Source organism: Blautia sp. OM07-19 (assembly GCF_003481595.1).
Taxonomy (GTDB): domain Bacteria; phylum Bacillota; class Clostridia; order Lachnospirales; family Lachnospiraceae; genus Blautia_A; species Blautia_A intestinihominis.
In genome coordinates, this window is the sequence record NZ_QULA01000001.1 from 414083 (window position 1) to 435854 (window position 21772).

Consider the following 21772-nt stretch of genomic DNA (forward strand, 5'->3'; position numbering starts at 1 on the left):
AGTTTTCTTCACAGTTACAGCATTCGTTAATACCCTCAAATGTTGAATACCCAGAAGGAGGGAACCATATAGTGTTTGATTTTAATAAACCAAAAATCGAAATTACGGAAATTTCCGAAGATAAAAAGTTTGGCAGATTCGTAGTAGAGCCTCTGGAAAGAGGATATGGTACTACACTTGGTAATTCTCTCAGAAGAATTATGCTGTCCTCCCTCCCGGGAGCAGCAGTAAGCCAGGTTAAGATCGATGGAGTTCTTCATGAATTCAGCTCTATTCCGGGCGTAAAAGAAGACGTTTCAGAGATCATCATGAATCTGAAAAGCCTTGCTATCAAAAATACCAGCACAGACAATGAGCCAAAGACCGCATATATCGAGTGTGAGGGATCTGGTGTTGTAACAGCAGCTGACATCCAGGCAGATCAGGATATCGAAATCATGAATCCAGATCAGATCATTGCTACTCTTAACGGAGGCAAGGACTGCAGACTGGCTATGGAGCTTACAATTACCCGTGGCCGTGGTTACATCGGTGCTGATAAAGCCAAAACTGACGACATGCCGATCGGCGTAATTGCAGTTGATGCAATCTACACACCGGTTGACCGTGTAAACATGGTTGTAGAGAACACCCGTGTTGGTCAGGTTACTGATTTCGATAAACTTACATTGGATGTATATACCAATGGAACACTGGATCCGGATGAGGCTGTCAGCCTCGCTGCGAAGGTACTGAGCGAACATCTGAGCCTGTTCATTGATCTTTCTGAGAATGCAAAGACTGCAGAAGTCATGATCGAGAAAGAAGACAATGAGAAAGAAAAGGTTCTGGAGATGAGCATTGATGAGCTCGAACTTTCCGTTCGTTCTTATAACTGCTTGAAGAGAGCCGGAATCAACACAGTTGAAGAACTTTGCAACAGAACTTCTGATGATATGATGAAGGTTCGTAACCTTGGTCGTAAGTCATTAGAAGAAGTACTTGCTAAACTGAAAGAACTGGGCTTACAGCTTCAGCCAACTGAAGAATAAGCACTTCTTAATAATTTGAGCGGGGATGCCTAAGCATTCATGCAGTAAGACCGAACTAGCATGTATGGATGTCCCGCAGATGGAGGAAAATAACATGGCAAAATATAGAAAATTAAGCAGAACTTCTGATCAGAGAAAAGCTCTGTTAAGAAACCAGGTAACAAACCTTCTGTACAACGGAAAAATCGTTACCACTGAAGCTAAAGCTAAAGAGATCCGCAAGATCGCTGAAAGCCTTATCGCTATGGCAGTTCGCGAGAAAGACAACTTCGAGACAGTTACTGTAACTGCAAAAGTTGCTCGTAAAGATGCTGACGGTAAGAGAGTAAAAGAAGTTGTAGACGGAAAGAAAGTAACCGTATATGACGAAGTACAGAAAGAAATTACCAAAGATGCTCCATCCAGACTGCACGCTCGTCGTCAGATGGCTAAAGTATTCTACCCGGTAAAAGAAGTTCCGACCAAAGCTGCTGGAAAGAAGAAAAACACAAAAGACATCGACATGACCAAGAAGATGTTCGAAGAGATCGCACCGAAATATGCAGATCGTAACGGTGGTTACACAAGAATCGTTAAGATCGGACCGCGTAAAGGTGACGCAGCAATGGAAGTTCTGATCGAGTTAGTATAATTTGACAGAAATCAGGAGAAGATATTCATAGCAGGATATCTTCTCTTTTTTTTATTAAAAGGAATAGATATCCTTTTTCTATGAAAACGTGACAGGAAATGTACAGGAATTTTAAATCTGCTATGAGAAAACGTCATATTTTGCAAGAACGTCATATTTAACAGCAAAAACGTCAAAAAAATTAGGGGGGGGGTAAAAGTGAATTCAGAAATATGATATAATTGGCGTATGCAAAAGAGAAATATTTTAGAAAGAGAGAATTTAATGAAACCAATTACAATTGCTATTTGTGATGAGAATTCCAGGGATGCAGGAGTTCTTGAAGAATATGTACGAAAGTTACTTCCAGATGCTGAAATCACAAAACTTACAAAAAGTCACCAGCTGCTCAATCGTATGACCGAGAATCCAAATCAGTTTCAGCTTATTTTCATGGAGATTGAGTTTGAAGAGGAAAATGGAATATGGGTTGCACAGGAAATACGGAAAGTCAACAAAAAAGTTGGAATCATATTTATGACAAAGAGTGAGAAATATTACAGACAGGCATTTGATGTGTTTGCACTTCAGTATCTTCTTAAACCACTGACGTATGAAAAAATTGAAAAAATTTTTTATTTTCTGGATAGCAATGTGCAGAGATACAATGATAGATCTATGGAAGAGAGAAGTGTCTGTTTTCGCTATCGTTCCCGGTTTTATACGATCAGACACAGTGAGATCCAGTATATTTCAAGCAGTCTTCACACAGTAAATTTTCATATGGAAGATGGAGGAATTATCCATTGCAGAGGAAAACTCTGTGATTTTGAGGATCAGCTGAAAGGCAGTTCTTTTCTTCGCTGTCACCAGAGCTTTTTTGTCAATATGAACAAGACAATGGGAATGAAGGCTGATGGCTTTATTATGAGAGACATTGTAGTGCCTGTTTCCAGAACATATATGAAGGAAGCGCAAAAACAATATCGTAATTATCTGAACGAAAAAGAACTTTTTACCAAATAAATCAGATACAGGTGTCTGCCTTTTTTTGCTAACTTTTCGAAGACAGTTGCTAAATCAGGAAAATTGTCGTAAAATCAGTAGGAACTATAAAGTTAAAATAAAAGGAACAGAACACATGAATATTAGAAGAATACTGGCAGTCTGGGCTGCCAAGGCAACTGGCTTTGCCTGCAAGAAGATGGGACGCCAGGGTGTGACATGGGCAGGCAAGATCGCACTTAAGATATATCCGCCCGTACTGAAAGAACTGGCAGGGGAAGTCAAAAAAGACATTTTTGTAGTATGCGGTACCAATGGTAAGACTACGACCAACAACATGCTCTGTGCAGCATTGGAGGCAGAGGGACAGAAAGTCATCTGTAACCATACCGGCTCCAATATGCTGAATGGTGTTGTGGCGGCATTTGTACTTGGGGCAGGACTGAACGGACATATCAAGGCAGATTATGCCTGCATTGAAGTAGATGAGGCATCCACGAGATATATTTTTCCGCAGATCAAGCCGGATTATATGGTTATGACGAACCTTTTCCGCGATCAGCTTGACCGCTATGGTGAGATCGATATCACCATGAATATTCTCGAAGAAATGATCCGCAAAGTGCCAAAGATGAAACTTGTGGTAAACGGAGATGATGCATTGTCTACTTATCTTGCAATGGACAGCGGAAATGCCTGTACGTACTACGGAATCAGCAAAGCTGTCATGAAGAGCAAAACAAATGAGATCCGGGAGGGTCGTTTCTGCAAACGCTGCGGCGAGAGATTACAGTACAGTTTTTATCATTATAGCCAGCTTGGTGATTACAAATGCCCGAAATGCGGTTTCCAGAGACCGGTTCCAGAATATGATGCTTCTGATGTACAGGTAGGAGACCAGCTTTCTTTCCGTGTGGAAGATCATAAGATCACTGCAAATTACAAGGGATTTTATAACGTATACAATATTCTGGCTGCCTATGCGGGAATCCGCACGGCCGGATTTAAGGCGGAACATTTCCAGGATATGCTTAAGAAATTCAATCCGGAGAACGGTCGTATGGAACAGTTCCGTATCCAGGGAACCAGTGTGACACTGAACCTTGCAAAGAACCCGGCAGGTTTTAACCAGAATATTTCTGCCGTGATGCAGGACAGCATGCCGAAGGATGTGCTCATCGCGATCAACGACAATGCACAGGATGGAATCGATATTTCCTGGCTATGGGATGTGGATTTTGACCGCTTCCAGGAGGAGAGCATCCGCTCCATCACAGTCAGCGGTATCCGATGCCAGGATATGCGTCTTCGAATGAAATACGTAGATATTCCGACCATGCTGGAAGCTGATGTCGAGAAGGCGATCCGCAGCCGCGTGGCTGACGGAACCGGAAATCTGTATGTGCTTGTAAACTATACAGCACTGTTCAGTACCAGAAATATACTCAAGAAGCTGGAGGGAGAGCAGAAATGAAACTTACGATAGGACATTTATATCCGGATCTCCTGAATCTTTACGGGGACAGAGGCAATATCCAGTGCCTGATGAAGAGATGCCAGTGGAGAGGAATCGAGGCAGAAACCATCGCCTACGAGATCGATGACAAGATTGATTTTTCCAAACTTGATATCGTGCTTCTGGGAGGCGGTTCCGACAGGGAGCAGATGCTTGTCTGTGAGAAACTCAAGGAGATCCAGAAGGATTTCAAGGCATATGTAGAGGATAATGGAGTCGTTATCGCTATCTGTGGCGGTTATCAGCTCCTTGGAAATTACTACAAGACGGACCAGGGAACGATCAAGGGGCTGGAACTTGTAGATATGTATACAGAGCAGGAGGAGGGCCGTCTCATCAGCAACATCGTCCTTCAGAGCGACCTGTTTGAGATGCCGGTCGTCGGTTTTGAGAACCACGGTGGAAGGACATGTATCAACGATAACAAACCGCTTGGCAAAGTTCTCTATGGTTCTGGAAATGACGGTAAATCCGGTTATGAAGGTGTTGTGTACAAGAATGTGATCGGAACCTACCTCCATGGACCGCTGCTTCCGAAGAACCCGCAGCTTGCGGACTGGCTGATCCTGCACGCACTGCAGAAGAAATACGGAGAGCAGACAGAGCTTACCCCGCTTGACGACAGCCAGGAAAAAGAAGCCAACGATTATATCTGTCACAGATTCCTCAAATAGTACTTGCATTCAAAATATGGTGAGGATATAATTCAAATATAAAAGGTCACGAAGGTGCTGAGAGCCAAATGCTTTTGACACCTTCTTTTTGCAAAAGACAATCATAATCATAAAAGGGCAAACAAGGGGACAAAAATGGCGAAATCACGTAATCAGAAAGCAAAAATACTGGTTTTGGAACATCTGCTTGAGGAGACCGGGGAGAACCGTGCAGTAACTATGCAGGAGATCCTTGAGAAACTGACAGAATGTGGAGTCAATGCGGAGCGTAAAAGTATTTATGATGATTTAGACGCGCTGAGAGAGTTTGGACTGGACATAAAATATAAACGAGGAAGACCGGGCGGCTATTATCTTGCAGGTCGGAATGCAGAAGAAAAGAAGGAAACAGTGCTGAAACCTGCAGTCAGACAGAACAAAGAGAAAGTACAGCCGGTTGTTAAAGAAGTACTGGTAAAGCATTTTGTTCTGGACGAGAGCGAGATCCAGGATACAGAGAAACCTATGAAACTTCTGTGCAGGGAGACAAGAGAAAAAGAAGTTCAGGAATATTTTGGCACTCATGGAAATTACAAGACAAAAGAAGCCGGATACATATCCGTTACAGTACCACAGATATCCGGTCCGCAGTTTTTTGGATGGCTGACTGCAATGGGAAGGGACGTTACGATCGTCAAGCCAAAGAAGACAGCGGCAGCCTATAGAGACTATCTGAAACTTCTCGCAAAGGAATATAAAGGAATTTAACATGAAAAAAAAGACAGCATATCTTTTATTAGGCATTTTTCTGATAACGATTGTACTTGGCGGATGCGGCAAGAATGAGGCGACAGAAGCTGCCAATGAAAGTGTACAGACAGAAAAAGAGGGAGCAGGAGAGGATGAACTGACAGAGACTCCGACTCCGGAAACAAAATCAGATAAAGAAACAGATAAACAGAAATCATCAAAGGAAACAGAAACCTCAGATTCTGACAGTGAGGACAAGACGGAGGAGACAACGGAAGCTTCCAGAGAGAAGATCGCCGTTCTTCTTCCAAACGAGGAGAAATGGACCAGAGATGCAGATGAGTTCAAAAGCACACTTGAGGACGATGGATATGAACCGGTGATCGAGTATGCCGAGAACGATGTTTCCAGACAGGTTTCCCAGATCCAGGAACTGACAGCAGAAGAGGTTTCTGCGTTCGTCATTGCACCGGTGGATCCTTATGGGCTCAAGAGTGTCCTTGAGAGCGTGAAGGAAGCGGAAATTCCGGTATTTTCCTACGATGATCTGATCATGGATACGAATGCAGTCAAATATTATGTCACATTTGGCGGCCGCCAGATCGGTCAGATGATCGGCAAGAAGATCATTGAGAGCGAAGAACTGGACAAGGTCCGTGAGGCAAAAGAATCCAGGACGATCGAATTTTTTATGGGATCTCTAGATGATACGCAGGCGCTGTTTCTGTATAACGGTCTGATGGAGACGCTGCAGGAATATCTGGATGACGGAACTCTTGTATGCAAATCAGGCAAACTTTCTTTTGATGACACAGGAATCCTGAGATGGAGCAAAAGCACTGCAAAATCACGTGCAGCAGAGATCCTGGAGCAGTTTTATCCAGATGGAGCGGCACCGGATATCATCTGTACAGGATTTGACGATGCAGCAGGAGCCGTGCAGGAAGCACTTCAGGAGGCTGGTGTAGTTCCGGGAACAGATATCTGGCCGATGATCACGGGAAATGGCTGCAAGGAGGATGCAGTGAAGCGTATAGCATCTGGCACACAGGCATTCAGTGTATTTATGGATTCCAGAGAACTTGCGGATCAGTGCGAGGAGATGGTAAATGTATATCTCCACGGAGAGGATGATCCGGAAGTCAATGATTACGAGCAGTATGACAATGGCGTCAAGATCATAGGAACTTATCTCTGTGAGTCGCAGGTGATCGACAGGGATAACTATGAGATCCTGATCGACAATGGATATTATTCAGAGAAGGAAGTAGAGCCGGACCCGACAGAGACACCGAAGCCGGTCACACCGACTGAGGCAGCAGAGCCGACGGTGACTCCAACGGAAACACCGGAGGAAGTTTCCCCGACACCAGCTGAGACAGAAACACCAACTCCAACGGAAAAGGCGGAGCCGACAAAGAAGCCGACTTCTACGCCGAAGCCAACCGCTACGGAGACACCAACACCGACCGAAAAGGCAAAGAAATAATAAGTAAAGATACAAAAATACAGCCGGAACAGAGCATTAAGACTTTGTTCCGGCTGTTGTTTTGTGCGCTTTGCGATAAATTTTACTGTGGACGGTAAAAAATTACTCGCGGAATGTCAGAGAATCATCAGTCATAGAGTCAACGATCGCAAGAGATTCCAGACGAACACCCATGTCACGGATCTTCTGTCCGCCGTTCTGGAAACCTTTCTCGATCACGATTCCGGCACCTTCAAGGGTAGCTCCGGATTCTTTGACGATCTCGATCAGGCCGAGCAGTGCACATCCGTTGGCAAGGAAATCATCGATCAGGAGAACATGGTCTTCCGGTCCGAGAAATTTCTTGGATAAGATCACGTCATAAACTTTCTTGTGGGTGAAAGATTCTACCTTGGAACAGTACATCTCACCATCCAGATTCAGGCTCTGTGCCTTCTTGGCAAAAACTACAGGCACATCAAAATACTGTGCTGCGATACAGGCAATTCCGATTCCAGATGCTTCGATCGTAAGGATCTTGGTGATCGGGCAGTCAGCAAAACGTCTCTTGAATTCTTTGCCGATCTCATTGATCAGAGTAATGTCCATCTGGTGATTCAAAAAACTGTCTACTTTCAAAATATTTCCTGGTTTCACGATTCCATCTTTCAGTATACGGTCTTTTAAAAGCTGCATGTTATATCTCCTTTGACTAAAATTCTCGTTTTTGTAAAATTATATTTATGATACTCTATTCTTCGCAGAAGTTCAATTCTTTTCGACAAATTTTTTATAAAGATACAAAAAATCTTGTGTGCGACGAAAAAACGTTTCGGGCAGATCTTACTTTCCTGCATGGTTTGCAAAAAAAGGTAAGGTCTGGTACAATGAAACCAGTGTGAAAATTGAGACAAATCATGCAGATACAGGAGGTTAAGATCATGGAACAGAAATATACAGTAGATGCAAGAGGAGAACAGTGCCCGATCCCGGTCGTAAAGACAAAGAAAGTCCTGGACGGCATCCAGGGAGATGCAGAGATCACTGTGCTCGTAGATAATGAAACAGCAGTACAGAACCTTACCAGAATGGGAAAACATGCAGGTGCAGAAGTACTTTCCGAGAAAAAATCCGACCAGGAATTCCAGGTCATCATCCGTGTGAAAGACCAGAAGCCGTCAGAAACTCAGGAGGAAACCGTAGAGTGCATCCCAGATGTCAGGGGAGATTTCGTGATCGCAGTCGACACAGCAACCATGGGACGAGGAAACGATGAACTCGGCAAAGTCCTGATGAAAGGCTTTCTTTTTGCAGTGACACAGCTTGAGAAACTTCCAAAGACCATGCTTTTTTATAATGGCGGTGCAACACTGACCACAGAAGGTTCTGATTCTCTCGAAGATCTCAAGAGCCTGGAAGCACAGGGCGTGGAGATCAAAACCTGCGGTACCTGCCTGAATTACTATAGCCTGACAGATAAACTTCAGGTCGGAGAAGTCACAAACATGTATGACATCGTAGAGATTCTTGCAAAAGCAGCCAAAGTCGTAAAACCATGATCCAGAAGATTCCAAGATATCTGCTGACTTTTTACAGCACCAGCGGTGCCATGGCGGTGGAGAGATACTGCAAGGAGAACGGGATCGCCGGAAGACTGATCCCGGTCCCGAGGGAGATCTCTGCAAGCTGCGGGCTTTCCTGGGCAGTGCCGCTTGAACAGAAGGATGAGCTTGGTGTGATCGAGGCAGAGTTTGCAGATGAGATCGAGGGGAAGTGGAGTCTGGATATATGACTTTCAGGGAGGACAGAGACCATGAAAGAATACGAAGTGATCTGGGAGATCTTTAATAAATGCCCGAGAAACCAGATGCGGGATGTCTTTGTGGAGGAAGTGGAGATCACAGACCCGGAAGAATATGTCAAAAAGAAATTCCAGGGCAAAGATGTCTCCTATGACAAGACTATCCTTGCAGATGGAACGATCGTCTTTGATATCGTAACATCGCAGATAAAACAGAGATGTTCCTTTACAGAGATTTAGGCAGTGTGGTATAATATAATTTCAAGGCTGCGGGTATTACTATAGAAGCAGCCCGTAAGACAGTACTGATAATTTGATACCTGAGAGGAGCACTGACATGAGTGAAGTAAAGGAAACCCATGTACATGTACTGGAAGATGGAACTACAATAGAACATTCTCATGGAGAACACGGTCATCATCACAGCCATGCCCAGACCAAGGCGGTTCTGAACCGGCTTTCCAGGGCGATCGGACATCTGGAATCGATCAAGCGTATGGTGGAGGACGGCAGAGACTGTTCTGAGGTGCTGATCCAGCTTTCGGCGGTCAAATCAGCCATCAACAATACAGGTAAGATCATCCTTCAGGATCATATTGAGCACTGTATCGTGGATGCGGTAGAGCACGGAGACAAGGATGCCATCAAGGAGCTGGAACGTGCGATCGACCGGTTTATGAAATAAAATACAGGTCATGCGGCCCGGGAGACAGGACTGTAAGGACCGGAAAATAAAGGAGAAACAAGAAATGGCAGAATGCAGTAACAGCGGATCATGCGGCAAATCAAGCTGCGAAGGATGCGCAAGCAAAGGACAGAGCAATCCGCAGAATTTTATGGCGGAACAGAACATCTTTTCAGATGTAAAACACGTCATCGGTGTTGTCAGCGGCAAGGGCGGCGTAGGTAAATCCTTCGTGACAGGATCCCTCGCAAACGCAATGGCAGCCAAGGACTACAAGGTAGGTATCCTGGATGCGGACATCACGGGACCATCTATCCCGAAGATGTACGGACTGACAGGAGCAGCACAGGCAGACGATAACGGAATCTATCCGATGGAGACAGCAAATGGGATCAAGGTTATGTCCATCAACCTTCTTCTTCCGACAGAGGACACTCCGGTTATCTGGAGAGGTCCGGTCCTTGCAAATATGGTAAAACAGTTCTGGACAGATGTAGTATGGGATCAGATCGACTATCTCTTCGTAGATATGCCGCCAGGAACCGGTGATGTACCGCTTACTGTATTCCAGTCTCTTCCGATCGACGGAATCGTGATCGTAAGTTCTCCACAGGATCTTGTCAAGATGATCGTCAAGAAAGCTTACAACATGGCAGAGATGATGAAGATCCCGGTACTTGGAATCGTAGAGAACTACAGCTATGTCAAATGTCCGGACTGCGGAACTCCGATCAAGATCTTTGGTGAGAGCCATATTGACGAGATCGCAGCAGAGCTGAATGTACCGGTATTAGGCAAGATGCCGATCGACATGGCATATGCATCCAAGGCAGACAGCGGTGCTTTCGATCAGATCAACAACGAATATATCACAAAAGCAGTAGAGGTTATGCCACAGTAAATTCAGGGAGCTCCCGTCAGGGGGCTCTTTTTTTCAGAACATTTCCAGGAATCGTTCTGCCGCCTGGGACACGGGCAGGTTATCGTGCTGGACAAGGATCAGCTGGCGGGACGGAAGCTGTTCTGTAAGAGGGATCGGTTTGAGAGAATCTTCTGGATCCAGCATATAATCAGGAACACACGCGATGCCAAGACCGATCCTTGCGAGATCCATCAGGAGGTCATTACTGTTGAGCTCGACTTCCGGCAGCAGTTTCAGATCATGCACGGCAAAGGTATGATAGAGATATTCACTGGTCGTGCTCTTGGAAGAAAGCATCAGGATCGGATATTCCAGAAGCTCTTTCAGCGAGCAGGGCAGATGCTTGAAGGCAAAACAGTCCGGGTCACCTACGAACACATCGTGGAAATCTTTTAATACTTTGACTTTCATATGGTTTCCGAGGCGGGAGTTTGGTGAGTTGCATACGATCAGGTTGACCTGTCCTTTTTCCAGAAGTTCGACACAGCCGATCGAAGTGCTGTTGGTGACTTTGATCCGGACATCCGGGTAAGACTGGTGGAACCTGCGGAAATATTCGATCAGGAAATAACGGCAGATCGTGTCACTGGCACCGATACGGAGCTGTCCTTTGAGCATGTTGTCGCCCGAGAGCAGGGCTTCCCCTTCATCAAGCATCAGAAGGGCGGGCTTGACGTGCTCCAGAAGAAGTTCTCCTTCCGGCGTGAGGAGGACTTTTTTTGTACTGCGGATAAAGAGCGTGTGGCCGAGTTTTTTTTCCAGGGTCTTGATCGACTGGCTGACGGCAGACTGAGAGATAAAAAGCTGGCGGGATGCTTCTGAGAAACTTAAAGTCGTAGCTACATAATAGAAAACTTTGTATAATTCGAGATTGATATCCATAAGAAACCTCCATTTACTAATTAGTATGTCTAATAAAAAATATAAGATATATTAATTTTACTAATGATATTTGTTATGATACTATATATTTTGTAAAATAACAACTATTCTATCCCAAAAAACAACCAGAGTTACTGCTCACGGGAATGCCTGTGAACAGTAACTACCAAAACCAATGATTACTATCTGAAAGGAGTTTCTAATGAGTAACGTAAGACGCGTTTATGTAGAAAAGAAACCAGCCTATGCTGTACAGGCAAAAGAATTAAAGCATGAGATCAGTAGCTATCTCGGAATCAAATCCGCAACGAATGTAAGAGTGCTGATCCGTTATGATGTAGAAAATATTTCAGATGAAGTTTTTGAAAAAGCATGCAGAACCGTATTTGCAGAGCCGCCGGTTGACGACTTGTATCTTGAGAAATTTGAAGCCGCAGAAGGCGCGAAGATCTTTTCTGTAGAATATCTTCCGGGACAGTTCGACCAGAGAGCAGATTCCGCTGTACAGTGTGTGCAGTTCCTCGATGGAGATGCACAGCCGATCATCCGCTCTGCAACGACTTATGTAATAGAAGGAAATGTAACAGACGAAGAATTTGATGCCATCAAACATCACTGCATCAACCCGGTAGACTCCCGTGAGACAGGACTTGAGAAACCGGAAACACTGGTTACCGTATTCCCGGAACCAGAGGATGTCAAGATCTTTGACGGTTTCAAGGATATGCCGGAAGCAGACCTCAAAGCACTGTATGATTCTCTGAATCTTGCAATGACCTTCAAGGATTTCCAGCACATTCAGAATTATTTTAAGAACGAAGAAAAACGTGATCCGTCCATGACCGAGATCCGTGTACTGGATACCTATTGGTCTGATCACTGCCGTCATACCACATTCTCCACAGAACTTACCGATGTGAAGTTTGATGAGGGCGATTACAAAGAACCGATCGTAAAGACTTATGAGAAATATCTTGCTGACAGAGAAGTTCTCTACAAAGGCCGTGACGACAAATTTGTCTGCCTGATGGATCTTGCCCTGATGGCAATGAAGAAACTGAAATCCGAGGGCAAACTTGCTGACCAGGAAGAATCCGATGAGATCAATGCCTGCAGCATCGTTGTACCGGTAGATGTAGACGGCAAGGAAGAAGAGTGGCTCATCAACTTCAAGAATGAGACACACAACCATCCGACAGAGATCGAGCCGTTTGGTGGTGCTGCTACCTGCCTCGGCGGTGCGATCCGTGACCCGCTTTCCGGACGTACTTATGTATATCAGGCAATGCGTGTGACAGGTGCTGCTGACCCGACTGTATCTGTGAAGGAAACCCTCAAGGGCAAACTTCCTCAGAAGAAACTTGTCAGAAGTGCAGCTCACGGCTACAGCTCCTATGGCAACCAGATTGGTCTGGCTACCGGTTATGTCAAAGAAGTCTATCATCCGGACTACGTTGCAAAACGTATGGAGATCGGTGCTGTTATGGGTGCAGCTCCGAGACGCGCGGTCATCCGTGAGAACTCTGATCCGGGCGATATCATCATCCTTCTCGGAGGACGTACCGGACGTGACGGTATCGGCGGTGCTACCGGTTCCTCCAAAGTACATACAGAGGCATCCATCGAAGTCTGCGGTGCAGAAGTCCAGAAAGGTAATGCGCCGACAGAGCGTAAGATCCAGCGTATGTTCAGACGCGAGGAAGTCAGCCACATCATCAAGAAATGTAATGACTTCGGTGCCGGCGGTGTATCTGTTGCCATCGGTGAACTTGCAGACGGACTTCGCGTAGACCTCGACAAAGTTCCGAAGAAATATGCCGGCCTTGACGGAACAGAGATCGCAATCTCTGAATCCCAGGAGCGTATGGCAGTTGTTGTAGATCCGAAAGACGTAGACACCTTCCTTGGCTATGCAAACGAAGAAAACCTGGAAGCGATCCCGGTTGCAGTCGTTACCGAGGATCCGCGTCTTGTCCTTACCTGGAGAGGCAAGGAGATCGTAAATATTTCCCGTGCTTTCCTTGATACCAACGGTGCACATCAGGAAACAACCGTAGAAGTTGAGATTCCGAACAAAGAGGGCAACCTTTTTGAAGACCGCCCGGATGTAGCAGATGTCAAGGCAAAATGGCTCGAGACACTTGCTGACCTCAATGTATGCTCACAGAAAGGCCTCGTTGAGATGTTCGACGGTTCTATCGGAGCCGGAAGCGTATTTATGCCATACGGCGGTCAGTATCAGCTTACCGAGACACAGAGCATGGTAGCAAAAGTTCCGGTACAGAATGGCAAGACCGATACTGTAACGATGATGAGCTATGGATTTGACCCGTATCTGTCCTCTTGGAGCCCATATCATGGAGCTGCCTACGCAGTGACAGAATCTGTTGCAAGAATCGTTGCAACAGGTGGTGACTACAAGAAGATCCGCTTCACCTTCCAGGAATACTTCCGCCGCATGACCGAAGATCCTAAGAGATGGAGCCAGCCGTTCTCCGCACTTCTTGGTGCATATGCGGCACAGATGGGATTCGGACTTCCGTCCATCGGAGGTAAGGACAGTATGTCCGGTACTTTCAACGAGATCGACGTACCTCCGACACTCGTTTCCTTTGCAGTAGATGTAGCGAAGATCCAGGATGTCATCACTCCTGAACTCAAAAAAGCAGGAAACAAACTGGTATGGCTCCGTGCACCACACGATCAGTACGATCTGCCGGATTACGCAGGAATCATGGATCAGTATGAAAAACTTCACAATGATATCCAGAGCGGCAAAGTCGTTTCCGCTTATGCACTGGATCGTCATGGTATTGCAGCAGCCGTTTCCAAGATGGCATTCGGTAACGCACTTGGCGTAAAGATCGAGCACAATCTGGATCCAAGAGATTTCTTCGCTCCGGGATTTGGCGATATCATCATGGAAGTTCCGGCAGACAAAGTCGGCGAGCTTTCCATCACTTACACACTGATCGGTGAAGTTACTGACGACGGTAAATTCTCTTATGGAAATACCGTGATCACAGAGGCAGAAGCTGTAGAAGCATGGAAAGGAACTCTGGAAAGAGTCTTCAAGACCGTTTCCGGTGAAGCAAATGAAAAACCTGCCAAAGATGATCTGTACCATGCAGAAAACATCTATGTATGCAGACACAAAGTTGCAAAACCGCGTGTATTCATTCCGGTGTTCCCGGGAACCAACTGTGAATATGACAGCACCCGTGCATTTGAGAGAGCAGGCGCAGAAGTTGATGTCAAAGTCTTCAAGAACCTGACAGCAGAAGATATCCATGATTCTGTAGAACTCTTTGAGAAAGCGATCAACGAAGCACAGATCATCATGTTCCCTGGTGGATTCTCCGCAGGTGATGAACCGGATGGTTCTGCGAAATTCTTTGCAACTGCATTCCAGAATGCAAAGATCAAAGAGGCTGTTATGAAACTTGTAAATGAGAGAGACGGTCTTGCACTTGGTATCTGCAATGGTTTCCAGGCGCTCATCAAACTTGGTCTTGTACCATACGGTGAGATCTGCGGACAGAAAGAAGATTCTCCGACACTGACCTTCAACACCATTGGACGCCATATCTCCAAGATGGTCTACACCAAAGTTGTCAGCAACAAGTCTCCATGGCTTCAGAAAGCGCAGCTTGGCGGTGTATACTGCAACCCGGCATCCCACGGGGAAGGACGTTTTGTTGCCAATGATGAATGGCTCGCAAAACTCTTCGCAAACGGACAGGTTGCAACTCAGTATGTAACTCCGGCCGGAGAATTGAGCGCAGATGAAGAATGGAACGTAAACGGTTCCTACATGAACATCGAAGGTATCGCAAGCCCTGACGGACGTATCCTCGGTAAGATGGCACACAGTGAACGTCGCGGTGACGGTGTGGCTGTCAACATCTACGGCGAGCAGGATATCAAGATCTTTGAGTCCGGTGTAGAGTACTTCAAATAAATAATATATGACAGTTTTGAGCCCTCGCTTATACGGCGGGGGCTTATTTTGTCTTGACGAAACTGGAAATTTTCGGTATCGTATTATCAGAATGAAAAATGTTTCATAGAAAATCGAGACAGGACAGGAAGTGAGCAAATGGCAAGTATTCGTGATGTGGCAAAGAGGGCAAATGTAGCGGCGTGCACTGTTTCCAGAGTATTAAACGGGACAGCAAATGTGGCTCCTGAAACACGGATGAAGATCGAACAGGCGATGAAAGAACTGAACTATATTCCGAACGAACTGGCAAGGAGCATGTTCAAGCAGAAGGCGGGGATCGTGGCGATGTTGGTTCCGGATATCCGTCATCCGTATTTTTCCTCGCTTGCGAGACATATCGAAGATGAACTATACAAAAACGACTGCAAACTGATGCTGTGCAGTACCGGTGATGACCCGGAGAGAGAAAAAGAATATATGAAGATCCTCCGCTCCAATATCGTGGACGGTGTGATCATGGGTGTCAATAATCAGAAACCGGAGGCATACGCAGAATTCGGCAAGCCGCTGGTCATGCTGGATTATTATGTGAATGATGAAGTACCGGTTGTTGTATCCGACCACGAGATGGGCGGCAGGCTTGCAGCAGAAGAACTTATCCGAAGCGGATGCAGATATGTCCTCCATATCGGAAGTGAGACGGACACAGACAGAGTTCTTTCTTACAAGAGCCATCGGGCACTCCGTGAGACACTGGAAACAAACGAGATCCAGACACGGGAAGTGGATATCAAGTGGAATTCTTTTGATTTCCAGAATTACTTTGAGATGGCATGTCTGATCTTGGAAGAAAATCCGGAGATCGATGGCATCATGGCAGCAGATATGCCGGCAAGTGCTTTTCTCAAAGCGGCAGTGAAACTCGGCAAGAAGATCCCGGAAGATTTCTCCGTGATCGCATATGACGGAACTTATGTATCCAGGACCAATATTATGGAGATCACCACGATCCACCAGCAGTTACACGAGATCGGGAACAGGGCTGTTGACACGATCCTCAAGCTGGTCGATGGAGAGACACCACAGGAAAGATACATCACGATCCCTGTGGAACTCAAAAAAGGAAGCACAACGTGATACGGAATAGATGCCTGAAAAGTTCTACGATAAAAATAACAAAAGGGATTGACTTTATATCAAAAATATGATAGTTTAGAAACAACAAATGAAACATGTTTCAAAAACAAGGCATAGTTCGAGCGACAGAAACTGTGCCTAAAAAAATGACTGATATGAAACATGTTTCAAGAAACAGAAAACAAAGCACAAAAGGAGGACGGGAGATGAAAAGATCCATAAAGGCACTCGGCGTGTGTCTGCTTGCCGGAGCAGCAGCGGTCACAGTGACCGGATGCGGCAAGGTAAACAAGGATTATGATGTGTACTTTTTTAACCAGAAATCAGAGATCGCAGACAGCCTGAATGATCTGGCTGATGAATACGAAGCACAGACAGGCAAGAAAGTGAAGGTATTTACAGTAGGAACAACAGAAGGTTCTGAGACCATGCGTTCCGAGCTGAAATCCAAGGAATATCCGACACTGTTTTCTTCCAACGCGATTTCCTTCGAAGAATGGAAATCCGCAGGATATGCAGCAGGAGTGGAGGAGATTTCCAATCCGGAACTTAAGACTCTGTATGAGAGCGTGCCGGATGCACTGAAACTTCAGTTTGAGAGTGAAGGAAACTACGGAATCCCATACAACATCGAAGGATATGGTTTGATCGCAGACCGACAGATGCTGGAAGACATCCTTGGTGTGACAGATCTGAATGCCTTTACTGCAGACTACAAAGAAGCAGATTACGAAGAATTCCAGCAGATGATCGTTGCACTGAACGATTACATCAACGACGGCAAGTCTGAGAGTTTTACCCTCAACGGTAACAGCTACGAGACACAGTCCGATAAGACGGACCTTACCGAGAACCTGAACGGAGTTTTCTCCATCGCAGGTGCAGAGAAATGGACATACGGAAATCACTTCGGAAATTATCCAATCAGTACCGTATACCAGAATATCTACGATGTACGTGAATCCGATCCGGACAAAGCAGACCTTATGAAATCATCCATCGTGAAATCACTGCAGGAACTGGATTTCCTTTCCAACTATGCAGCAGGACCGGATGGAGCGACGAAGAGAGGCTCACAGTTCATCAATTCCACAGTGACCGGTTATGACCAGGCAGTACAGACCTTCGCAGAAGGCAAGGCAGTTTTTATCAAAAACGGAAACTGGATCTACAGCAACGTTGCTGACATTGCACCGGAAGTTGCAGACCGTCTGATCATGCTTCCGATGAAACTGAACTTCTCTGATGATGACATCCATGTAGACGGACTGACTGTAGATCAGATGAACCGCTCTGTTCCGGAGTTCGTATCTCAGTATTACATCATCAACAAGAAAGCCACCGAGCAGGAAAAGAAAGATGCAGAAGACTTCCTCCTTTGGCTGAATACCTCAGAGACAGGTCAGGATTATATTGTGAACAAATTTGCATTTGTACCATTCAATGCAGACGAAGATACAACACTGGAAAACCCGCTGTCCAATGACCTGATCACTTACAAACGTGACAATGATCTTCTTGCCAACCCGTTTGATGCGGCACCATCCTCCTGGGGTCTGGAAAGCTACGGCAAGTACATCATGGAAGACCTGTTTACAGATCCGGATCCATGGTCAGAAGACGAATTAAACGACATTGCGGATGAATGTATCTCATACTGGAAATCCGGCATGGACGAATGGTAAGGAAGGGAGAGAAACATGGAGAAATATTATAAGAAATGGTTCAAGATACTGAATATTCCGGCGATCATCCTGTTCGTCGTAGTTATCCTGGTTCCATTTATCATGGGTGTGGCATATTCCTTTACAGCCTGGAGAGGTTCCTACTTCAAAGGTTCCGAACACTGGTACGGTGCACTGGTTGGTTTCAAAAACTACATCAAAGTGTTCCATTCACAGAAGTTTATCACTTCTTTTATCTACACCATTAAATTTACAGTCGTAGCTGTTGTGATCAAAAATATCGTAAGCCTTGGCATGGCACTGATGGTAAGAAAAGTCGGCAAAGGCAAAGGATTTTTCCGTACTGTATTTTTCTTCCCAAACCTCCTTGGAGGACTTGCAATGGGCTTTATCTGGAGCTTTATCTTCCAGAATGTATATTCCCTGATGCTGTTTGGTGAGGAGTCCCCGATCCATATCCCGTTCCTGTGCGACATGCTCCAGGACCCGAACAAAGCAGTTTTTGCCATGGCGATCATGGCAACCTGGCAGACAGCCGGATATCTGATGCTGATCTATCTGAATGGTCTTAACAACATTCCGGAAGATCTCTATGAAGCAGCTTCTATCGACGGTGCGACCGCATGGCAGAAATTCCGCCACATCACAGTTCCGATGCTGATGCCGGCATTTACGATCGTATTTTTCCTGACACTTTCCAGCAGCTTCAAGATGCTGGACGAGAACCTTGCCCTCACAGGCGGAGATTTCGGAACCAGAATGCTTTCTCTGCAGATTCTTCTGACAACCAGAGAAAACACACCTCCGAACTACGGTATGGCACAGGCACAGGCGGTTATCTTCTTCATCCTGATCGCTACCGTGTCCATCATTCAGGTTATTGTTACTAAGAGAAAGGAGATCGAAGCCTAATGACTGCAAACAAAAGAATAAAACAGGGCGTAATGTATGTAGTTCTGATCCTTCTGAGCATTTATACTTTATTCCCGATCTACTTTCTGATCGTAAACTCTTTCAAGAGCCAGAAAGAAATCGTCGGATCTCCGATCTCCCTTCCGTCTTCTTTTGACTTCTCTTATCTCAAGAATGCGGCAGCACAGATCAAACTCGGAGAATCTGTAGTAAATACACTCATCATCACTGTGGCTGCAGTAGCACTGATCGTTGTGATCTCTTCCCTCACTGCATGGATGATGGTAAGAAACAAGACAAAAGCAAGCAACTTCCTGTTCCTCTGCTTTACAGCAGCAATGCTGATCCCGTTCCAGTCCGTTATGTATCCGCTGGTAAACTTGATGGAAGCACTCGGACTTAAGAATACCTTCGGTCTGATCCTGATGTATGGCGGATTTGGACTCAGTATGACGGTTTTCCTGTATCACGGATTTTTTAAGAGCGTTCCGCTTTCTCTGGAAGAGGCAGCCGTGATCGATGGTGCAAATATCTTCCAGCTGTTTTTCAATGTCGTATTCCCGCTGGTAAAACCGATCACAGCGACTGTTGTGATCACCAATGCCATGTGGATCTGGAATGACTACCTTCTTCCGTTCCTGATCATCGGAAACAACGACAGCAAGACACTGACCTTAAGTCTTTATTATGCAAAAAGCCTTTCCGGACAGTACGGAAATCCATGGGAACTCATCTTCCCTGCAGTATTGATCTGCGTCATTCCAATCCTGATCGTGTTCATCTTCCTTCAGAAAAATATTATCGAAGGAATCGCTGCAGGTGCAGTAAAGGGGTAACTTATGAAAAGAATATGGTGGAAAGAAGCAGTAGGATATCAGATCTATCCAAAAAGCTTCAAGGATACAAATGGTGATGGAATCGGAGACTTAAAAGGAATTCTGGAAAAACTCCCTTACCTGAAAGAACTGGGAATTGATTTTATCTGGATCTGCCCTTTCTATCCGTCACCAATGAAAGACAATGGATACGATGTCGCTGACTATTATGGGATCGACCCGTGCTTCGGAACGATGGAAGACATGGATCTTCTTCTCAAAAAAGCAGGAGAACTTGGCATCCGTGTCATCATCGACATGGTGCTGAACCATACTTCCGACCAGCATGCATGGTTCCAGGAAGCACTGAAAGATCCGAACTCAGAATACAGAGATTATTATATGTTTGTCCAGTCCAAAGAACGTCCTTCCAACACACGAAGCTGCTTCGGCGGTTCCGTGTGGGAGAAGGCGGGAGAAGACTGTTGGTACTATCACACCTTTGACAAGAGCCAGCCGGATCTCAACTGGGAAAGCCAAAAACTTCGAGAAGAACTCTACAACGTCCTGAATTACTGGATGGAAAAAGGCGTCAGTGGATTCCGTTTTGATGCGATCACTTATATCAAAAAAGTAAATTCTCTGGTGTCCCATGAACCGGACAACACAGACGGTCTGATCAGCGTGGAGACAACTGGTCAGAATCAGGAAGGAATCCGAGAATTCCTTCAGGAAATGAACCATAAATGTCTCAGAGATCCGGAGATCATGACCGTTGCGGAGGCACCGGGAGTCCCATATGAAAACCTGTCCGAGTTTATCGGAGAAGACGGATATTTTTCTATGGTATTTGATTTCAGTTATGCAGACATTGACCTCCTTCCGGGTTCCAACTGGTACAACCAGGCTCCGTGGACTTTTGGAGATCTCAAGAAACTTCTATTCAGAAGCCAGTGCAGTGTGCAGACACAGGGATGGGGTGCCATCTATCTGGAAAACCATGACCAGTCCCGTTCCTTCAACAAATATTTCCGCGAAAAAGCAGCAGCCAGGGACGATCTGCATTTAAGATTCCTTCAGGGAAGTGCCCTTGCAACCCTTCTGATGGGACTTCGTGGAACCGTATTTGTCTACCAGGGAGAAGAACTTGGTTCAGAGAACGGTAAGTTCAACAGCATCGAAGAATACGATGACCTGAACACCAAGGATCAGTACAGAAGAGCCCTTTGTGCAGGGTATGACGAAGCGCAGTCCCTGAAATTCGTCAACGACAGAAGTCGTGACAACAGCAGAATGCCGTTCCCGTGGACTGCAGAAGCAAACGGCGGTTTTACTTCCGGTATGCCATGGCTGAAATGCAATGACGACTACGCAGCCATTTGTGCCAAGAAGCAGGAACAGGACAAAGATTCCCTCCTGCATTACTACAGAAATCTGATTCGGATCCGCAAAGACGAGGCAAACCGTGAATCCCTGATCTACGGCGAGGTCCGTGAGATCCAGAATGCTTTGGAGTTTGTGATCGCCTTTGAGCGTATCGCAGAAAACGGTGAAAAGATCCAGATCTGGATCAATATGTCTGATGAAACCCAGCAGGCAGACATCGCAGAGGGCGAGATCCTCTGCAATAACTACAGCGAAACCAGCCAGAAATCTCTGAATCCTTACCAGGCAGTCATGGTACGCTGCAGATAAAATTATATGATAGATATACAGAAAAGGCAGATTATGTCGATTCCTCTGGAATTGATGTGATCTGCCTTTTTTGCCTGACGTATTAGGGGATGTTGGTGTTTTATCCATTAATTGGAAAAAGTATAACGGTTGAAATGTTATTGGGATAATGATATTATACATATGTAAACTAATAGTGCACAAATGTTAAAGGAAGAGAATGAAAAATAAAAAGAAAAGACCAAATAAATTCAGAATTCGACTGTTTATAATTTTTTGGATT

Annotated in this window: 20 protein-coding genes; 18 read left to right on the top strand and 2 right to left on the bottom strand. The window is 45.4% G+C overall.

The genetic code is table 11. The features are described 5' to 3' along the window. Positions 1 to 71: 71 nt before the first annotated feature. The 7 genes from DXC01_RS01845 to DXC01_RS01875 all read left to right on the top strand — a co-directional run bounded on the left by DXC01_RS01845 (position 72) and on the right by DXC01_RS01875 (position 7054). Positions 72 to 1031 carry a DNA-directed RNA polymerase subunit alpha gene (locus DXC01_RS01845; protein WP_022214841.1) on the top strand — a complete coding sequence of 320 codons (960 nt, stop codon included), beginning with the start codon at positions 72 to 74 and terminating at the stop codon, positions 1029 to 1031. A gap of 94 nt (positions 1032 to 1125) precedes the next feature. Next, positions 1126 to 1662, top strand: coding sequence for a bL17 family ribosomal protein (locus DXC01_RS01850; protein ID WP_022214840.1), 537 nt, complete (start codon positions 1126 to 1128; stop codon positions 1660 to 1662). Positions 1663 to 1926: 264 nt separating this feature from the next. After that, on the top strand, positions 1927 to 2667 hold the full coding sequence (locus DXC01_RS01855; RefSeq protein ID WP_158583608.1) for a LytR/AlgR family response regulator transcription factor: 741 nt from the start codon (positions 1927 to 1929) through the stop codon (positions 2665 to 2667). A gap of 115 nt (positions 2668 to 2782) precedes the next feature. After that, a complete protein-coding gene (locus DXC01_RS01860; protein ID WP_118698083.1) occupies positions 2783 to 4120 on the top strand; it encodes a Mur ligase family protein in 1338 nt (445 codons plus the stop codon). Continuing rightward, entirely contained in the window at positions 4117 to 4836 is a 720-nt protein-coding gene (locus DXC01_RS01865; RefSeq protein WP_022214837.1) for a type 1 glutamine amidotransferase, read from the top strand. The genes DXC01_RS01860 and DXC01_RS01865 overlap by 4 nt, the downstream gene beginning before the upstream one ends. 135 nt (positions 4837 to 4971) lie before the next feature. Further along, positions 4972 to 5583 carry a WYL domain-containing protein gene (locus tag DXC01_RS01870; RefSeq protein ID WP_118698084.1) on the top strand — a complete coding sequence of 204 codons (612 nt, stop codon included), beginning with the start codon at positions 4972 to 4974 and terminating at the stop codon, positions 5581 to 5583. Between the two features lies 1 nt (position 5584). Next, a complete protein-coding gene (locus DXC01_RS01875) occupies positions 5585 to 7054 on the top strand; it encodes a substrate-binding domain-containing protein (RefSeq protein ID WP_118698085.1) in 1470 nt (489 codons plus the stop codon). A 102-nt stretch (positions 7055 to 7156) separates the two neighbouring features. On the opposite strand, the gene DXC01_RS01880 is transcribed toward DXC01_RS01875, so the two are convergent. After that, a complete protein-coding gene (locus tag DXC01_RS01880) occupies positions 7157 to 7729 on the bottom strand; it encodes a xanthine phosphoribosyltransferase (RefSeq protein ID WP_022214834.1) in 573 nt (190 codons plus the stop codon). 245 nt (positions 7730 to 7974) lie between these two features. Between DXC01_RS01880 and yedF the strand changes: the two genes are divergently transcribed. From yedF to DXC01_RS01905, 5 genes are all read left to right on the top strand, one after another. Further along, entirely contained in the window at positions 7975 to 8592 is a 618-nt protein-coding gene (gene yedF, locus DXC01_RS01885) for a sulfurtransferase-like selenium metabolism protein YedF (RefSeq protein ID WP_118698086.1), read from the top strand. After that, a complete protein-coding gene (locus DXC01_RS01890) occupies positions 8589 to 8825 on the top strand; it encodes a DUF3343 domain-containing protein (protein ID WP_022214832.1) in 237 nt (78 codons plus the stop codon). The genes yedF and DXC01_RS01890 overlap by 4 nt, the downstream gene beginning before the upstream one ends. A gap of 21 nt (positions 8826 to 8846) precedes the next feature. Next, the gene (locus DXC01_RS01895; RefSeq protein WP_118698087.1) at positions 8847 to 9074 is read left to right on the top strand and encodes a hypothetical protein; all 228 of its coding nucleotides are present in this window, start codon (positions 8847 to 8849) and stop codon (positions 9072 to 9074) included. Positions 9075 to 9171: 97 nt separating this feature from the next. Then, positions 9172 to 9519, top strand: a complete 348-nt coding sequence (locus tag DXC01_RS01900) for a metal-sensing transcriptional repressor (protein ID WP_118698088.1) — start codon at positions 9172 to 9174, stop codon at positions 9517 to 9519. A gap of 64 nt (positions 9520 to 9583) precedes the next feature. Beyond that, positions 9584 to 10420, top strand: coding sequence for an Mrp/NBP35 family ATP-binding protein (locus DXC01_RS01905; protein WP_118698089.1), 837 nt, complete (start codon positions 9584 to 9586; stop codon positions 10418 to 10420). A 33-nt stretch (positions 10421 to 10453) separates the two neighbouring features. Here DXC01_RS01905 and DXC01_RS01910 read toward each other — a convergent pair whose 3' ends face one another. Beyond that, a complete protein-coding gene (locus DXC01_RS01910) occupies positions 10454 to 11323 on the bottom strand; it encodes a LysR family transcriptional regulator (protein WP_118698090.1) in 870 nt (289 codons plus the stop codon). 202 nt (positions 11324 to 11525) lie between these two features. On the opposite strand from DXC01_RS01910, the gene DXC01_RS01915 reads away from it, so the two are divergent. From DXC01_RS01915 to DXC01_RS01940, 6 genes are all read left to right on the top strand, one after another. Next, a complete protein-coding gene (locus DXC01_RS01915) occupies positions 11526 to 15284 on the top strand; it encodes a phosphoribosylformylglycinamidine synthase (protein ID WP_118698091.1) in 3759 nt (1252 codons plus the stop codon). A 138-nt stretch (positions 15285 to 15422) separates the two neighbouring features. Continuing rightward, positions 15423 to 16403: a LacI family DNA-binding transcriptional regulator gene (locus DXC01_RS01920; RefSeq protein ID WP_118251708.1), complete on the top strand. Its 981-nt coding sequence runs from the start codon at positions 15423 to 15425 to the stop codon at positions 16401 to 16403. A 206-nt stretch (positions 16404 to 16609) separates the two neighbouring features. Continuing rightward, entirely contained in the window at positions 16610 to 18088 is a 1479-nt protein-coding gene (locus DXC01_RS01925; RefSeq protein ID WP_118698092.1) for an ABC transporter substrate-binding protein, read from the top strand. A gap of 15 nt (positions 18089 to 18103) precedes the next feature. Continuing rightward, positions 18104 to 19000 carry a carbohydrate ABC transporter permease gene (locus tag DXC01_RS01930; RefSeq protein ID WP_118251703.1) on the top strand — a complete coding sequence of 299 codons (897 nt, stop codon included), beginning with the start codon at positions 18104 to 18106 and terminating at the stop codon, positions 18998 to 19000. Beyond that, positions 19000 to 19836 carry a carbohydrate ABC transporter permease gene (locus DXC01_RS01935; protein WP_118251700.1) on the top strand — a complete coding sequence of 279 codons (837 nt, stop codon included), beginning with the start codon at positions 19000 to 19002 and terminating at the stop codon, positions 19834 to 19836. The genes DXC01_RS01930 and DXC01_RS01935 overlap by 1 nt, the downstream gene beginning before the upstream one ends. Before the next feature lie 3 nt (positions 19837 to 19839). Beyond that, complete coding sequence (locus DXC01_RS01940; RefSeq protein WP_118698093.1) at positions 19840 to 21510, top strand: alpha-glucosidase; 1671 nt, start codon at positions 19840 to 19842, stop codon at positions 21508 to 21510. Positions 21511 to 21772 lie beyond the last annotated feature (262 nt).

What these genes read in the sequence shown, in the direction of transcription:
- DXC01_RS01850 (WP_022214840.1), top strand. Translation starts at nt 1,126, where the DNA reads ATGGCAAAATATAGAAAATTAAGCAGAACTTCTGATCAGAGAAAAGCT.
- DXC01_RS01855 (WP_158583608.1), top strand. Translation starts at nt 1,927, where the DNA reads ATGAAACCAATTACAATTGCTATTTGTGATGAGAATTCCAGGGATGCA.
- DXC01_RS01860 (WP_118698083.1), top strand. Translation starts at nt 2,783, where the DNA reads ATGAATATTAGAAGAATACTGGCAGTCTGGGCTGCCAAGGCAACTGGC.
- DXC01_RS01865 (WP_022214837.1), top strand. Translation starts at nt 4,117, where the DNA reads ATGAAACTTACGATAGGACATTTATATCCGGATCTCCTGAATCTTTAC.
- DXC01_RS01870 (WP_118698084.1), top strand. Translation starts at nt 4,972, where the DNA reads ATGGCGAAATCACGTAATCAGAAAGCAAAAATACTGGTTTTGGAACAT.
- DXC01_RS01875 (WP_118698085.1), top strand. Translation starts at nt 5,585, where the DNA reads ATGAAAAAAAAGACAGCATATCTTTTATTAGGCATTTTTCTGATAACG.
- DXC01_RS01880 (WP_022214834.1), bottom strand. Translation starts at nt 7,729, where the DNA reads ATGCAGCTTTTAAAAGACCGTATACTGAAAGATGGAATCGTGAAACCA.
- yedF (WP_118698086.1), top strand. Translation starts at nt 7,975, where the DNA reads ATGGAACAGAAATATACAGTAGATGCAAGAGGAGAACAGTGCCCGATC.
- DXC01_RS01890 (WP_022214832.1), top strand. Translation starts at nt 8,589, where the DNA reads ATGATCCAGAAGATTCCAAGATATCTGCTGACTTTTTACAGCACCAGC.
- DXC01_RS01895 (WP_118698087.1), top strand. Translation starts at nt 8,847, where the DNA reads ATGAAAGAATACGAAGTGATCTGGGAGATCTTTAATAAATGCCCGAGA.
- DXC01_RS01900 (WP_118698088.1), top strand. Translation starts at nt 9,172, where the DNA reads ATGAGTGAAGTAAAGGAAACCCATGTACATGTACTGGAAGATGGAACT.
- DXC01_RS01905 (WP_118698089.1), top strand. Translation starts at nt 9,584, where the DNA reads ATGGCAGAATGCAGTAACAGCGGATCATGCGGCAAATCAAGCTGCGAA.
- DXC01_RS01910 (WP_118698090.1), bottom strand. Translation starts at nt 11,323, where the DNA reads ATGGATATCAATCTCGAATTATACAAAGTTTTCTATTATGTAGCTACG.
- DXC01_RS01915 (WP_118698091.1), top strand. Translation starts at nt 11,526, where the DNA reads ATGAGTAACGTAAGACGCGTTTATGTAGAAAAGAAACCAGCCTATGCT.
- DXC01_RS01920 (WP_118251708.1), top strand. Translation starts at nt 15,423, where the DNA reads ATGGCAAGTATTCGTGATGTGGCAAAGAGGGCAAATGTAGCGGCGTGC.
- DXC01_RS01925 (WP_118698092.1), top strand. Translation starts at nt 16,610, where the DNA reads ATGAAAAGATCCATAAAGGCACTCGGCGTGTGTCTGCTTGCCGGAGCA.
- DXC01_RS01930 (WP_118251703.1), top strand. Translation starts at nt 18,104, where the DNA reads ATGGAGAAATATTATAAGAAATGGTTCAAGATACTGAATATTCCGGCG.
- DXC01_RS01935 (WP_118251700.1), top strand. Translation starts at nt 19,000, where the DNA reads ATGACTGCAAACAAAAGAATAAAACAGGGCGTAATGTATGTAGTTCTG.
- DXC01_RS01940 (WP_118698093.1), top strand. Translation starts at nt 19,840, where the DNA reads ATGAAAAGAATATGGTGGAAAGAAGCAGTAGGATATCAGATCTATCCA.